12 protein-coding genes and 1 pseudogene are annotated in these 14,763 nt (G+C 65.6%); 7 read left to right on the forward strand and 6 right to left on the reverse strand.

The window, feature by feature from the left end:
* The 3 genes and pseudogenes from CH281_RS27335 to CH281_RS12640 all read left to right on the forward strand — a co-directional run.
* Positions 1–115, forward strand: a pseudogene (locus CH281_RS27335) (MBL fold metallo-hydrolase); the annotation flags it as partial.
* A 145-nt stretch (positions 116–260) separates the two neighbouring features.
* A complete protein-coding gene (locus CH281_RS12635) occupies positions 261–935 on the forward strand; it encodes a DUF5642 family protein (protein WP_371129016.1) in 675 nt (224 codons plus the stop codon).
* Positions 936–1,104: 169 nt separating this feature from the next.
* Entirely contained in the window at positions 1,105–2,220 is a 1,116-nt protein-coding gene (locus CH281_RS12640; RefSeq protein WP_032365048.1) for a DUF4192 domain-containing protein, read from the forward strand.
* 12 nt (positions 2,221–2,232) lie between these two features.
* Here CH281_RS12640 and galE read toward each other — a convergent pair whose 3' ends face one another.
* Entirely contained in the window at positions 2,233–3,213 is a 981-nt protein-coding gene (galE, locus tag CH281_RS12645) for a UDP-glucose 4-epimerase GalE (protein ID WP_027496874.1), read from the reverse strand.
* A 46-nt stretch (positions 3,214–3,259) separates the two neighbouring features.
* The gene (locus tag CH281_RS12650; RefSeq protein WP_027496875.1) at positions 3,260–3,946 is read right to left on the reverse strand and encodes a metal-dependent transcriptional regulator; all 687 of its coding nucleotides are present in this window, start codon (positions 3,944–3,946) and stop codon (positions 3,260–3,262) included.
* A 185-nt stretch (positions 3,947–4,131) separates the two neighbouring features.
* Here CH281_RS12650 and CH281_RS12655 point away from each other — a divergent pair, with 185 nt between their 5' ends.
* Positions 4,132–5,400, forward strand: coding sequence for an acetoin utilization protein AcuC (locus tag CH281_RS12655; RefSeq protein ID WP_048318380.1), 1,269 nt, complete (start codon positions 4,132–4,134; stop codon positions 5,398–5,400).
* A gap of 64 nt (positions 5,401–5,464) precedes the next feature.
* The gene (locus CH281_RS12660; RefSeq protein ID WP_094694584.1) at positions 5,465–8,122 is read left to right on the forward strand and encodes a bifunctional acetate--CoA ligase family protein/GNAT family N-acetyltransferase; all 2,658 of its coding nucleotides are present in this window, start codon (positions 5,465–5,467) and stop codon (positions 8,120–8,122) included.
* A 137-nt stretch (positions 8,123–8,259) separates the two neighbouring features.
* Here CH281_RS12660 and CH281_RS12665 read toward each other — a convergent pair whose 3' ends face one another.
* The 3 genes from CH281_RS12665 to CH281_RS12675 all read right to left on the reverse strand — a co-directional run bounded on the left by CH281_RS12665 (position 8,260) and on the right by CH281_RS12675 (position 11,296).
* Complete coding sequence (locus CH281_RS12665) at positions 8,260–9,231, reverse strand: sigma-70 family RNA polymerase sigma factor (RefSeq protein WP_027496878.1); 972 nt, start codon at positions 9,229–9,231, stop codon at positions 8,260–8,262.
* A gap of 169 nt (positions 9,232–9,400) precedes the next feature.
* On the reverse strand, positions 9,401–10,882 hold the full coding sequence (locus CH281_RS12670) for a N5-glutamine methyltransferase family protein (protein ID WP_094694586.1): 1,482 nt from the start codon (positions 10,880–10,882) through the stop codon (positions 9,401–9,403).
* 45 nt (positions 10,883–10,927) lie between these two features.
* Complete coding sequence (locus tag CH281_RS12675) at positions 10,928–11,296, reverse strand: DUF3099 domain-containing protein (protein ID WP_027496880.1); 369 nt, start codon at positions 11,294–11,296, stop codon at positions 10,928–10,930.
* Between the two features lie 91 nt (positions 11,297–11,387).
* Here CH281_RS12675 and CH281_RS12680 point away from each other — a divergent pair, with 91 nt between their 5' ends.
* A complete protein-coding gene (locus CH281_RS12680; RefSeq protein WP_027496881.1) occupies positions 11,388–11,624 on the forward strand; it encodes a DUF3039 domain-containing protein in 237 nt (78 codons plus the stop codon).
* A gap of 38 nt (positions 11,625–11,662) precedes the next feature.
* Here CH281_RS12680 and CH281_RS12685 read toward each other — a convergent pair whose 3' ends face one another.
* Entirely contained in the window at positions 11,663–12,727 is a 1,065-nt protein-coding gene (locus tag CH281_RS12685) for a YihY/virulence factor BrkB family protein (RefSeq protein ID WP_045841788.1), read from the reverse strand.
* A gap of 191 nt (positions 12,728–12,918) precedes the next feature.
* On the opposite strand from CH281_RS12685, the gene CH281_RS12690 reads away from it, so the two are divergent.
* Complete coding sequence (locus tag CH281_RS12690; protein ID WP_027496883.1) at positions 12,919–14,658, forward strand: DEAD/DEAH box helicase; 1,740 nt, start codon at positions 12,919–12,921, stop codon at positions 14,656–14,658.
* The last annotated feature ends 105 nt before the right edge of the window (positions 14,659–14,763 follow it).

Below are 14,763 nucleotides of genomic sequence, written 5' to 3' on the forward strand. Positions count from 1 at the left end.
GGATCGATTGTTCGCGTTGCCCGCCGAGACCCGAGTCAACACCGGGCACGGAGACGGAACGAGTATCGGGGACGAGTCCCCGCACCTCGAAGAATGGATAGCCCGCGGGAACTGACACCGACGACACTGCCGTAGCTCGCCTGCCGCGTTCGAGGTAGGTGGAATGAGACAGTGGTGGGGACGCCGAAGCGCTCGCTGCGGCGTCCCCACGAACTCGAAGAGGACTTCACGTGAGCCGCGCCGCACAGACCCGCCTGACCATCGCTGCCACGTCGGCGGCGATCGGAGCATTCGTGCTGGTGGGGTGCAGCTCCACCGTCACCGGAACAGCCGAGCCCACTGCCGGTGGCACCACCGCATCGCAGCCCGGCACGGACCTGAACACACTGCTCATCGACCCGGCAAGCTTCCCGGCCCCGTACGACGCGTTGGTTCTGCCCCAGCAGGCCATCTCGCAGGCCGCTCCCGATCTCAGCGGAATACCGGCCGGCGCCGAGGTCAGCCCGGCAGGGTGCAAACCAGCGGACCAGGACTTCGGCCCGACCGGTACGGCGATGATCGTCGGCACCGACAACGACAGTCGATCCACGATCTCCATCGAACTGACCGCTGTCGACCAGCCGCTCTCGGCGCGCAAAGAGCAGCTCGAACAGTGCGGCGAAGTGACCGCAACCAAGTCCGGTGCCACCTCCACGGTCACGTCCACGCTGACACCCGCACCGCCGATAGACGCTGACGACACACTCGCCGTGCGACAGACCGTCTCGTCGGGCACCGGCGGGGATGCCGTCACCCAGTCGATGTTGACCCTGATGGCGCAGGTCGACGGCGTGCGGATCTCGGCGACATTCATGTCCTTCGGGTCCGCCACACCCGATGCGATGACGCTGGACGAGCTGTTCACGGCCGCGGTGCAGAAGGTGAACCAGAGCTGACGTTCTCCCGCCGGAGTGGCGGCCTCTCTAGCAGAGCGGACCGACACGATCCGCTCGGCGGTGGCGGGTGGACGCCGTTTCATCCACAGTTAGTCCGGCATGCACAGGGTGCTGCTCGGCCCCTGGTCGAGCCGGGAAGGCACCACGGAGCCTCGTAAGACTTCGAGGCATGTACACACCGACGAACTCCCACGACCCCTTCTCCGGTCGACACCGCGTACGGATCGGTGACGCGAGCGAACTGTTGGCCGCGATCCCGGCGATGCTCGGCTTCGATCCCCATCGATCGATGGTGCTGATCGCGCTCGAGGACGGCGGCACCAGCATCGGCCCGACGATGCGGCACGACCTCGTGCTGGCCGGCGAACACACCGATCGACGTGCGGGTAGCGACACTCGCGCCACGCCGGACATGCTCGACGTCATCGACTACCTGGCGGGCTACTGCGCATTCGAGAACATCGTCTCGGTGATCGCTGTGTTCGTCGACGACAGACTCGGCCGCAACGAGCGAACGCACTACACACTCGACGTTCAGGATCTGGTGAACGAGCTCGAGGTCACCCTCCCGACGTTCGGTGTGCGGCTCGAAGCCGCCTTCGCAACCTCGGCCATTGCCGATGCCGCGCACTGGTGGTCGCTACAGGGACCACGGCAGCACGGTCGTATAGCCGATCCGACGGCATCGCCGATGACGGTGGCCAGAGTGCTGGACGGCTATCCGGTGCGACGCTCGAGAGACGAGCTCGCCGAATTCATCGCACCCGGCCCGGTCGAGACGGTGCAGGCAGTCGCCGCCGAGATGGCAAAGTTTCGGCGCAGCGGTGCACTGTCGCTGACCGACCACCTGACAGCGGTGTTGTCCTACCTCGCGCGGTCTCCATACGACTCCGAGCTCGAGACCACCGACTTCGCGCGGGTCGCCGTCGCGATCGGGCATGTGCAGGTCCGGGACGCGGTGCTGGCACTGACTCTCGGTGAGGATGCAGATATCGTCGAGGAATTCTGGGCGCACCTCGTCCGTGTGGTTCCGAACCGCGAAAGAGCAATAGCAGCAACACTTCTCGCGTTCAGCGCCTACGTGCGAGGAGACGGGCCGATGGCCCGAATCGCGATCGATGCGGCCCTGAAGGCAGACAGCTCCCACAGTTTGGCGTCGCTGTTGGACCGGTCGCTCGGTGTCGGTGCCAGTCCTGCCCTGGTTCGCGAAGTCGCCGAGAGTGGGTTCGCCTGTGCGCGAGCCTGTGGCATTCGGCTACCGGGCGACCCGTTCGGTCGGCGCTGATCTGGAGTCTGCTCAGCGAGCCGCGTGAGAACGGTCGCCGAGCTGCTGCAGAAAGTCCCACGCATCGGACACGATGCGATCGAGATCGGTCAACTCCGGCGTCCAGTGCAGTTCCTCGACGGCACGGGCGCTCGATGCAATCAGTACGGCCGGATCACCGAGCCTGCGAGGCGCATGTTCGACGGCAATGGGCAGTCCGGTGACGCGCTTGCACGACGAGATGACCTCGTCGACGGAGAATCCCGTTCCGCTGCCGAGGTTGTAGATGGAGTGCCGACCGGGTTGGGCGGCATCGACGGCGAGGATGTGCGCTTCGGCGAGATCGGCGACGTGGATGTAATCGCGGACGGCTGTGCCGTCGGGAGTGGGCCAGTCCGTGCCGAACACCGAGATCTTCTCTCGCTGACCGAGGGCGACCTGTAATACGAGGGGGATGAGATGGGTCTCGACGACGCGGTTCTCACCGAAACCCTTGTACGCGCCGGCCACGTTGAAGTACCTCAGACTGGTAGCGGCGAGACCGTAGGCCGCTGCGTACGAGGTGATGGCGTGGTCGATCGCGAGTTTCGTCGCACCGTACGGGTTGGTGGGACGTGTGGGGTCGTCCTCGGTGATGGGAGTCTTCTCGGGCTCGCCGTAGGTGGCCGCGGTGGAGGAGAACACCAACTTGGGGGTGCCGGAGGACCGGATCGCGTCCAGAAGAGCCAGGGACGTCACTACGTTCCCACTCCAGTACTTGTCCGGCGACACAACCGACTCGCCCACCAACGACTGCGCTGCGAAGTGCAGAACTGCATCGAAGTCGCCGCCCGTCAATACTTCCGCCGCGACGTCTTTGATGTCACCCTCGACGAAAGTGACCCCGGCGGGAACGGCATCCCGATTACCGGTGGACAGGTTGTCCACGACGACGACCTCATGGCCGCGTTCGTCGAGTACCGCCGCGCACACACTGCCGACGTACCCTGCACCACCGGTAACGAGAAGCTTCACTGTTCGATCTCCCTCACACGCGGCAGAGGCCGTCCGTGGGAAGAGATCAGACCTTCTTCACCTGAACGGCATGCGCCATTTCGTCGGATATGTCGACACCACTGTGTCCTGGCACCGTGATCGTCACCGACCCGGGCTTGGCTTCGACTGTAACCCGGGCATCGGGGACCACGCCCGCCTCGCGTAGCTGAGCGATGACCTCGGGGTCGGACTGAACGTGCTCGGCCAAGCGGCGAACGACGACCGCCGTAGGCTCGCCGAGCGGGACGTCGGTGAGACGAATGAGAGCCTCCGGTGCCAGTGTCGTCTGACCCAGACCCAGCTCCGCCAGACCAGGGATCGGATTACCGTAGGGCGAGGTCGTCGGGTTGTTCAGCACGGTGACCAACCGGCGCTCGACCTCCTCGCTCATCACGTGTTCCCAACGGCACGCCTCGGCGTGCACATCTTCCCAGCGCAGTCCGATGATGTCGACGAGCAGACGCTCCGCGAGACGGTGCTTGCGCATGACCGCGACGGCCAGGCTGCGGCCCTTCTCGGTCAGCTCCAGATGCCGGTCGCCGGCGACGGACAGAAGACCGTCGCGCTCCATTCGGGCGACGGTCTGACTGACGGTGGGACCACTCTGCTCCAGCCGCTCGGCGATCCGCGCGCGGAGCGGGATGACGCCTTCTTCTTCCAAATCGTAGATCGTCCGGAGGTACATCTCCGTGGTGTCGACCAGATCCTTCACACTCAACCCCTTCGTCGGGTTCGATCCTACCGTCAGCGGCTCTGAATCGGCGCTGCACCCGATGGCGGCGGGCGCGGCGCATCACAACCCCGGAAGCCGCTCGCCGTGGCGCGTCACAACCGGGTACCGAAGACAACACCGGAACCGGGCAACACCATCCCGCGCGGCAACGTAGTTTTGTCCGTATGTCTGATCAGGCGACACGCGCCGCCGTATCCATTCCGAACCGTCCCGAGGACATCGTCGTGTGGAGCGCGGACTATCTCGGTTACCGGTGGAGCGACGACCATCCGATGAACCCGACGCGGCTCGATCTGACGATGGCCCTCGCCACCGATCTCGGTGTGTTGGCGGGCGTAGAGCTCGTCGAACCGTCGGCGGCACCGGACTCGGAGCTGCTGCGGTTTCATACCAGCGCGTACATCGAGGCCGTCAAGCGCGCGCCGTCGCAGGGTCCGGCCCTCCGAGACCCCGACGACGTCGTCCACGGTCTCGGTTCCGACGACAACCCGGTGTTCGAGCACATGCACGAAGCCAGCGCGATGCTGACCGGCGGCTCCTTGGCGGCCGCGCGGGAGATCGCGTCGGGGCGGGCCAGGAGAGCAGTGAGTATCGGCGGTGGAATGCACCACGCGATGGCCGATTGGGCCTCGGGCTTCTGCGTCTACAACGACGCCGCCATCGCGATCTCGTGGTTGCTGGACAACGGGTTCGATCGCATCGCCTACATCGACGTCGACGCACACCACGGCGATGGCGTCCAAGCAGCGTTTCTCGGTGATCCTCGGGTTCTGACGGTCTCGTTGCATCAGCACCCGGCAACACTGTGGCCGAACACCGGATGGTCGACGGAGGTAGGAACCGAACGCGGCGAGGGTTCCTCGATCAACGTCCCGCTGCTGCCCGGTACCGCGGATCGGCTCTGGCTCCGTGCATTTCATGCGATCGTTCCGGGCGCGATCGGAGCGTTCCGGCCGCAGATCATCGTCAGTCAATGCGGCGTCGACAGTCACCGCGAGGATCCGCTTGCAGATCTCGCGCTCACCGTCGACGGGCAGAACGCGGCCTTCCTGGCGATGCGCGACCTTGCGGACCGTTACTCGGAGGGACGGTGGTTGGCCGTCGGGGGAGGCGGGTACGGCCTCGTTCGGGTGGTTCCACGGGCCTGGACTTATCTGATCGCCGCTGCCCTCGGCCGCGACATCGATCCGATGGCACCCCTACCCGACACCTGGCGCGAGCGAGTGAGAACCATGGCACCGAGCGTGGATCTGCCCCAGACCATGGGCGACGGTGGGGATGTCGACTATCCCGCCTGGGACGGTCCCGGCGGATCGTTGGCCGGAACGGACGGCACCGACCGGGCACTCGAACGCGTCGACTCGGCCATCATCGCCACTCGTCGAGCAGTGTTTCCGCTGCTCGGACTCGATCCGGAGGACCCGCGTGACTGATTCCACCGGTACCGATCCGGCCGCCGAACAGGCCGCCGCGACAGACGAGAAGAGCAGCAAGGAACTGGCACGAGAGCGCGCGGAAACAGAATTTCCGCGGCACTGGGTCGCCGACGTTCTGACGTCGGACGGCGGCGTCGTGCACCTGCGGCCCATCGTGCCCTCGGACTCCGAGGCCATCGTGGCTTTTCACGGACGACTGTCGGAGCGCACCAGATACCTTCGGTACTTCGGCCCCTATCCGACGATGCCGCAGCGGGACGTTCTGAACTTCACCACTGTCGACCATCACGACCGTGTGGCCTTCGTTGCAGTACTGGGCGACGACATCATCGCGGTCGGCCGGTACGAGCGGCTACCCGAGGGCGACGGCAACTCGGCCGAGGTTGCATTCGTCGTCGCCGACGCCCACCAGGGCCGCGGACTCGGACCCATTCTGCTCGAGCACCTCGCGGGTGCGGCCGCCGAGAACGGCGTCAACATGTTCGTCGCCGAGGTGTTGGCCGAAAACCGCAACATGGTCACCGTGTTCCGGGAGGCCGGATATCAGGTGAGCCGTTCCTTCGAGGGCGGTGTTCTACGGCTGGAATTCGCCATCGATCCGAGCGAGGCGTTGCTGTCGGTGCGGAACTCTCGCGAGCGCGCGGCCGAGGCCCGTAGCGTTCGCAACGTACTCAGCCCTCGATCGGTCGCCGTCATCGGCGCATCGACCGACAGCTCCAAGGTGGGCAACGCGGTGCTGGCGAACCTGCTCGCCGGTAACTTCACGGGCCCGGTGTACCCCGTCAACGCCGACCACCGCTCGGTGCGCGGTGTCCGCGCGTACGCCACCGTGCACGACATCCCGGACCCGGTCGACCTTGCTATCGCTGCAGTTCCGGCCGATGCCATCGACGCAGTGCTCGACGACTGCCTGGACAAAGGTGTCAAAGCACTGCTCGTGGTGTCGGGTGGATTCGGCGAGACCGGGCCAGCGGGGCAGGAGAGCGAACGCAGGCTGGTGCTCGCCGCCCGTGCCCACGGGATGCGATTGATCGGGCCCAACGCGCTCGGCGTCGCGAACACCGACCCTGAGTTCGGGTTGAACGCCACATTGGCACCGCATCTGCCGACCCCGGGCAACGTCGGCTTCTTCTGCCAGTCCGGCGCACTCGGCATCGCAATTCTCGACGAGGCAGCCAATCGCCGACTGGGTCTGTCGACGTTCGTCTCTGCCGGCAACCGAGCGGACGTCTCGGGCAACGACCTGTTGCAGTACTGGGACTCCGACCCGGCGACCGAGGTGATCCTGCTGTACCTGGAGAGCTTCGGAAATCCCCGCAAATTCACCCGAATCGCTCGACGGGTCGCGCGCAGCAAGCCGATCATCGCGGTCAAGAGCGGCCGCGGAGCCGTACCACCCGCACACGCCATCGGTGCCGACATCGACGATTCCATCGTCCGAGCGTTGTTCGCCCAAGCCGGAGTGATCCAGGTCGACACCATCTCCGAACTGTTCGACTGTGCAGTACTGTTCGGCAACCAACCCTTGCCGGCCGGCCCACGCGTGGCCGTCGTGGGCAACTCCACGGCCCTGGGAGTCCTGGCCGTCGACGCCGCTCGCGCCAAAGGCTTGCATGCCGATATCCCGACCGACGTCGGACCGCAGGCCGGTCCGGAGGATTTTGCCGCAGCCGTCTCGTCGGCACTGGCAGCCTCCGACATCGATGCAGTGATCGTCGTGTTCGTGCCCCCGGTTGCGGTCGAGGTCGAGCCGTTCGCGACTGCGCTGGGCGATGCGGTCCGTGGGTCCGACAAGCCGGTGCTGTCGACATTCCTTGCCACCGAGGGTATTCCGGATGTGCTGGCCGTACGCGGGCCCGGTGGGCACCCGGTTCGCGGCTCGGTTCCGTCGTACTCGAGCCCTGAACGAGCCGTGGCGGCGCTCGCCGCCGCGTGGCGGTATTCGTCGTGGCGCTCGCGGCCGGTGTCGAATCTGGTTCGGCCCAAGAGCATCGACGGCGATCGCGCCAAGCAGCTGGTCCGGGATTGGCGTTCGGCAGGTGGCCAAGGGCGCTGGCTGTCGGATTTCGAGACTGCCGAGCTGTTGGCCTGTTACGGCCTCGACGTCGTGGCGTTCCGCGCCGTCACCGACGAGAACGAGGCCGTCGCGGCGGCCGACGAACTGGGGTACCCGGTTGCCGTGAAGGCGACAGGGAAGCGGTGGCGGCACCGGCCCGATCTGGGCGGTGTTCGCTTGGACGTCGCCGACGCCTCGGCAGTCCGTGTGGCATACCGCAACCTGGCGGCCGAATCCGGAGAGCCGCTACTGCACGTCCAGCGCATGGCAGTCAAGGGAATCGGCTGCGTGGTGCGGGTTCAGGACGACCCGTCGTTCGGATCGCTCATCTCGTTCGGTCTGGCCGGAGTGATCTCGGATCTGTTGGGCGACCGTGCCTACCGGGTGCTGCCGTTGACCGAGGACGAAGCGGCACAGTTGATCGACGCGCCGAAGGCTGCTCCGCTGCTGTCGGGCTACCGAAACGCCGTGCCGGTCAACAAGAGTGCGTTGATCGACCTCGTCCAGCGCATATCTGCGCTGGCCGAGGACATTCCCGACATCCGGGAGATTTCTTGCGAACCGGTGCTGGCATCCGCCGACGGCGCATACATCACCGATGCGCGAGTACGAATCGGGCCCGAACCGACGAAGGCAGACCTGGGTCCCCGACGATTGCGTTGACGAGGACTGTGTCGCCGAAAACGAGACAAGCGGCGACCGAGCCGACGTCCCGAGGGGAAAGGACGTCGGTTCGGCCACCGCGTGGGATGGCGCGAACGGGAGTGGTCACCGTCGCTCCACCGGTCGAAGAACCGGAATCAGCTGGCGTACGAACGCAACTTCTCGGCGCGGTCACCTTGGCGAAGCTTGACCATCACCTCGCGCTCGATCTGACGCACGCGCTCGCGAGACAGTCCGAAGAGCTTGCCGATCTGATCGAGGGTGCGCGGCTGGCCGTCGTCCAAGCCGTAGCGCAGACGAATGACCTGCTGCTCACGTTCGTCGAGGGTGCCGAGCACGACGCGAACGTCGCTGTGCAGCAGCCCGGCGATGACGGCGTTCTCGGCGGACGTGGCTTCCGAGTCCTCGATGAAGTCACCCAGCGGCGCTTCCTCGTCGCTACCCACCGGCATGTCGAGGCTGACTGGATCCCGGCTGTGGTCGAGCAGATCCGCAATCTTCTCGACTGCGATGCCCGATTCACTCGACAGCTCTTCGTCGGTTGCCTCGCGTCCGAGCTGCTGATGCAGCTCCCGCTTGATCCGGGCGAGTTTGTTGACCTGCTCGACGAGGTGGACAGGGAGCCGAATCGTTCGGCTCTGATCTGCCATGCCGCGAGTGATGGCCTGACGGATCCACCACGTTGCGTAGGTCGAGAACTTGAAGCCTTTCGCGTAGTCGAACTTTTCCATGGCGCGAATCAGGCCCAGGTTGCCCTCCTGGATCAGGTCGAGCAACGGCATTCCGCGACCGGTGTAGCGCTTGGCGAGCGAGACGACCAACCGGAGGTTTGCTTCGAGCAGATGGCTGCGCGCCGCGCTTCCGTCCCGCACGATGATGGCCAAGTTGCGCTTCTTGACTGCGCTCAACCGCTTCGTGTTCTCGAGAACCTGCTTGGCGTACAGACCTGCCTCGATCCTCTTGGCCAGGTCGACCTCTTCTTCAGCCGTCAGCAACGCGGTGCGGCCGATGCCGTTGAGGTACACGCGAACGAGATCGGCTGCTGGGCTCTGGGCGTCCAGATCGGCATCGGTGGGCCGCGGACGAATCGTGGTGCTGGGGCTGGTCATGACTTGCCTCCTGGTCGGTGGTGTCTCACAGGTTCAACGCTCGGGACGCTCCGATAAGTTCCCACGCCGATCCTTGTGATACCCGCCTGACCAGGGAATACGGCGGGTCCGTCCTGAGAAGTTGCTGAGAACGTTCGCAGCGGGAACGGCAGCGCAGCCCCAGGTCCGTTCAGCGCGCCGGCAACACGAGTCCGTGCCGCACCAGACCCTGCATCAGCGTCACCGCATGCCCCGCCAGTTCGTCGGCATCCTCACCGTGCGCGGCGGCGAGCAGCTCGACCAGTTCGCCCACCGCGAGCCCATCCGGACGCAGGCCCGCCAGAAGCGCGGCACCGAGCTCGTCGACGTCGTGCTGCCACTGTGGTCCGTTTCCCCGGTGGACACGGATCGCCACTGGAGCCCAGCCCTCGTCGCCGGGAAGAAACACTCGTTCGAGCGCGGTGTTGGGGTCGAGAGTCAGTACCGAGTCGAGAATGTCGTTGTCACGGAGCCACTCGAGCCGAGAGAAATACTCGAGCGACTCGTTCCCGAGCGGGTCGGAGAACCCGTGCGTCAACTCCTCGGCGAGCAGGTCCGTCGGAGAGTCCGTCTTGCGTAGATAGACGAACCCGAAACCGACGCCCTCGACACCCGCGGCGGCGAAATGATCGAGCCAGGACTGGGCCACCGCGGCCGAATCGAAGTCGCGCGGGTCCAAACCGCCGTCGCGCATCCAGGTGCCCACATACAGAGCGGGGTCTGCCACGTCACGCTCGACCACCCAGGCGTCGACGCCGTGGGCGGGAAGCCAGGACGCCACTCTCGTACGCCAGTCCTCGCCCTCGATGTGCACCCACGACGCGAGGATGGCAGCAGTCCCACCGAGGGTGAGGTGCTCGGGTGCCTGGGCGATCATCAACGCGCTCGCGCCGTCGAGGTCGAGGCCGGAATCTCGGTACGAGTGCAGTACCTCGGCGCGTCCCACGACGAACGGGGGATTGGCGACGATCCGATCGAACGTACGTCCGGCCACCGGCTCGAACCACGAACCGTGCAGCAATTCGACGTCGAGACCGTTGAGGGCCGTCGTCGCTGCCGCCAGATCCATCGAACGCGGGCTGATGTCGGTCGCGGTGACTGTCGTTGCGTAGTCGCACGCGTGGACGGCTTGGACGCCGCATCCGGTTCCGACGTCGAGGACGGTGTCCACTGGCGAGGTCGGTGTACCGCGCAACAACGACAGCGACGCCTGGCCGACGCCGAGCACATGATCGGTGGCCGTGTCGGCGACGCGCATGCTGCCGTCGGGATCGGAGACGATCCACCGGGTTCCGTGCCCGGCGTCGAGGGGCCGGATGTCGAGCAGGGTGCGCACCGTGGATCCGGTACGAGTGAGAATGCCGGCCGAGATGGCTTCGGAGACGGTCAGCGGTGCGAGAGCGGCCGCGACCTCGTCCTCGGGGCAGTCGTCGACCAGCAGGAACAATCGCACCAAGACACCCAGATCTCCGCCGCCGAGGCTCGCATTGCGGACCGGTACCGGTTCGCTGCGTCCCAGTGCGGCGTGGACGTCGGAGCCCAGCAACCTCAGGACGCCGTCGGCGTCGTAACCCGCGCGATCGAAGGCTTCACGGAGGGCAGCGGCGGCAGCGACCAGTGGGGACGGAGAAATCTGTGCGTTCACCGAGCAAGTGTCGCACCGCCTGTCGGCTTCCTGTCAGTCCTCGCCGGCTTCGATCACGCGGTGATTGCTCGATTCGATGGCCGGACTGTCGATGGTCCGGTAGTCGTACCGGCTCATTTCGTCCTTGGTACGCGGCGGCCGATCGTTCGCGATCAACACCGCCATCCATGGGAGCGGAATGGACAGACCGACGATCGCCATGGATATCCATGGGTTCATCCACATTCCGTATGCCAGTGCAGCGAGCACCAAGGCCGGTATGCGGAAGGACATGATGAACATGTACTTGCGGACACGCGCTTTGTGCTGCTCTTCCACCGACTGTTGCGCCTCGGTGATCAGGACGGGCCCATCCGGCGAGTCGCTGTACGCGCTTCCGTCGAACCCTGGGGTTCTCGTCATACCTCCACTGTGGCACTACCGCTCACAGATTGCATACGACGAGCTGTGCGACCGGTTCGAACACAGTGTGGCGACGGATTAATCTGTGTTCATGAGCACTCAGACGAAGGACCGTCCCGACATCGCTCCGGACGAAACCACCGATGATGACCGGCCGAAATTCTTCCATTACGTCAAGAAGAACAAGATCGCCGAAAGCGCCGTCATGGGTACCCATGTGGTAGCGCTGTGCGGCGAGGTGTTTCCGGTCACCAAGTCTGCAAAACCGGGCTCACCGGTGTGCCCGGACTGCAAGAAGGTCTACGAGGGCCTCAAGAAGGGCGAGTGACGGCTCACGTTCGACGGTGACTCCGCTGGGCCCGACCGTCACTGAGACGGTTCGGGCCGGTCGGATCGCTGCCGATCGCCGACCACTTTGATCGGGCCTGTGGCCAGACGCCGCGCTACCGCGGTCACCGGTCCCGACGGCTTGTCGTCCGCCGCTGCCTGCGCTGCGAGCCACTCACGCATTTGATCCATTCGGGTTGCTCTGGCCGGCCAGAACTCCTGGATCGTCGCGTTGAACTCGGCTCCGAGGACCACGGCGAAGCCGAGAAAGAACGTGAAGAGCAGGAACGCGATCGGAGTTGCCAGCGCACCGTAGGTGTAGCCGGTGCTGGTGACCCAGGTCAGGTACCGGCGGAGTACGGCGCTGGCAATCATGAAGAACACCCCGGCCAGCAGTGCTCCGCCGAGCAGACGATGCCAGGGCAGTGACGTGTGCAACGCCAGCTTGTACAACGTGGTCAGGCCGATGATCAGCAGCAAGCCGACGGCCGGGTAGTACAGGAAGTCGACGAGTTCGCTGCCGACGGTCAGCCACGAATCGGGCAGTATCTGCTGGACGTACACCGGTCCGAGTGCGACGAGCGGAAGCACGAACACCGCGATGATCAGGAAGCCGACGTACAGGAGCAGCGCGAAGAACCGCTGCCAGACGGGATTTCGAGCGTCGGCCTGTCCGTGTGCTTCGACGATGGAGTCCACGAACGTCGAGATCGCCGACGAGCCCGCCCACAGCGAGAGCAGAAAGCCGACCGAGACGATTTCGCCACTGCCCTGTGCGAGTACGTCTCGGACGGTCGGCGCGATGATCTGATCGACGACACTGCTGCTGAAGAGCGTGTTGCTGAAGGTGATGATCTTCGACTCGATGATGTCGACGGTGTTGGGGCCGAACCATCCTCCGACGAAACCGAGACTGCCCAGCACCCCGAGCAGAAGGGGCGGTAGCGACAGCGTCTGCCAGAAGGCGGCGGTCGCGGCCTTGCTGAAGATCGAATCGTCCCAGGCCTTGCCGAGCGTGCGCAGAGTCACTTTCCACACCGCACGTAGCGGGTTTCTCGCCGACAATCGCGGCGGCGTGGGAGTTGGGCCTGCAGACTCGCTCATGGTGCCTCCAGCATTCCTGACCGATGCCGACTTCGCCTAACGACCGACGCGCCGTGTCGCGTCCGACATCACCCCAGCGATGCGGGGTCCGTCGGTACGGAGCGATAGGCTCCTCGGCGGACACTGCAGGGCTACCGAGAGCGCGAGGAATTTACATCGATGCCAGGAACCGGCGGCCAGTGAGCGCTGACATGTTCGATCCCACACCACCATCCACCGATCAGACGGCTGCGCCCGTCGCCGGCGGGGCACCGCTACGTGCCTGGCAGCGACGCGCGCTGACGAAGTATCTCGTCGCCTCGCCCAAGGACTTCCTGGCGGTGGCGACCCCGGGTGCAGGTAAGACCACGTTCGCCCTGCGCGTCGCCGCCGAACTGCTCGCGCACCGCACCGTCGATCAGGTGACGGTGGTGGCACCCACCGAGCACCTCAAGCATCAGTGGGCCGAGTCGGCGGCGCGGGTGGGCATCGCGTTGGACTCACGCTTCTCCAACTCGACCGGGCAGACCTCGAGTGACTACCACGGTGTGGTGGTGACCTACGCCCAGATCGCCTCGCATCCGTTCAAGCACCGAGTGCGCACGGAGGCCCGCAAGACTCTGGTGATCCTCGACGAGATCCACCACGGTGGTGACGCGAAGAGCTGGGGCGAGGGCATCCGCGAAGCGTTCGGCGACGCCACCCGACGCCTTGCGTTGACGGGTACTCCGTTCCGCAGCGACGACAGTCCCATTCCGTTCGTCAATTACGAACCGGATCAGGACGGCCTGATGCGGTCGAAGGCCGATCACGCGTACGGCTACTCCGACGCCCTCGCCGACGGAGTCGTTCGCCCGGTCGTCTTCCTCGCGTATTCCGGGGAGGCACGGTGGCGGGACAGCGCAGGCGAGGAGTACACCGCTCGGTTGGGCGAGCCGCTGAATGCGGAACAGACCGCACGGGCGTGGCGTACCGCCCTCGACCCACAGGGCGACTGGATGCCCGCGGTGCTGTTGGCTGCGAACACACGATTGGCACAGTTGCGGTCGGGCGGTATGCCCGACGCAGGTGGTCTCGTGATCGCGACCGACCAGACGGTGGCGCGGGCCTACGCCAAGCTGATCGAGGTGATCACGGGGGAGACGCCGACCCTCGTCCTCTCCGACGATCCCACATCCTCGGCTCGTATCGCCGAGTTCGGCAAGAGTGATCAGCGGTGGATGGTTGCCGTTCGCATGGTGTCCGAGGGTGTCGACGTTCCGCGTCTCGCCGTCGGCGTCTACGCCACCAGTGCATCCACTCCGCTGTACTTCGCGCAGGCGATCGGCCGTTTCGTGCGATCACGCCGCAAGGGCGAGACGGCGAGCGTCTTCCTGCCGTCGGTACCGGTCCTGCTCGACCTCGCCTCACAGCTCGAGGCTCAGCGCGACCATATTCTCGGCAAGCCCCACCGCGAGAAGGACGGCTTCGACGACGAGCTGCTGGCCGACGCCAACAAGCAGAAGGACGAGCTGGGCGAGGAAGAGAAGGCGTACACCTCCCTCGGCGCGGATGCCGAGCTCGATCAGGTGATCTACGACGGGTCCTCGTTCGGGACCGCGACGTTCTCGGGCAGCGACGAAGAAGCCGACTATCTCGGGCTCCCCGGCCTGCTCGACGCGACGCAGATGCGCGACCTGCTTCGCCAGCGTCAGCAGGAGCAGATCGACAAACCCGCTGCGGGCCCGGCGGTCCCCGCGCCTGCCGTCGTCAACGACAGGGCCACCAGTGCCGGCCAGTTGGCCGGCCTGAGGCGGGAATTGAACAGTTTGGTTGCGGTGTACCACCACCGGACGGGGAAGCCGCACGGCGTCATTCACGGCGATCTGCGTCGAATCTGCGGTGGCCCGCCGACGGCGATGGCATCGGCTGAGCAGCTGGGTGAGCGAATCGCGCAGTTGCGCAAGATGTAGCACCCGACGGACGAGTGCTGCCGGCGGACTGTGTCGGTGACACGACAACGACGGACGGTCCAGAGACCGTCCGTCGTTGTGATCGTGCGTTGATGCAGTTGTATC

It is taken from the genome of Rhodococcus sp. 06-221-2 (genome assembly GCF_002258365.1).
GTDB lineage: Bacteria > Actinomycetota > Actinomycetes > Mycobacteriales > Mycobacteriaceae > Rhodococcoides > Rhodococcoides fascians.

What these genes read in the sequence shown, in the direction of transcription:
- CH281_RS12640 (WP_032365048.1), top strand. Translation starts at nt 1,105, where the DNA reads ATGTACACACCGACGAACTCCCACGACCCCTTCTCCGGTCGACACCGC.
- CH281_RS12655 (WP_048318380.1), top strand. Translation starts at nt 4,132, where the DNA reads ATGTCTGATCAGGCGACACGCGCCGCCGTATCCATTCCGAACCGTCCC.
- CH281_RS12665 (WP_027496878.1), bottom strand. Translation starts at nt 9,231, where the DNA reads ATGACCAGCCCCAGCACCACGATTCGTCCGCGGCCCACCGATGCCGAT.
- CH281_RS12675 (WP_027496880.1), bottom strand. Translation starts at nt 11,296, where the DNA reads ATGACGAGAACCCCAGGGTTCGACGGAAGCGCGTACAGCGACTCGCCG.
- CH281_RS12680 (WP_027496881.1), top strand. Translation starts at nt 11,388, where the DNA reads ATGAGCACTCAGACGAAGGACCGTCCCGACATCGCTCCGGACGAAACC.
- CH281_RS12685 (WP_045841788.1), bottom strand. Translation starts at nt 12,727, where the DNA reads ATGAGCGAGTCTGCAGGCCCAACTCCCACGCCGCCGCGATTGTCGGCG.
- CH281_RS12690 (WP_027496883.1), top strand. Translation starts at nt 12,919, where the DNA reads ATGTTCGATCCCACACCACCATCCACCGATCAGACGGCTGCGCCCGTC.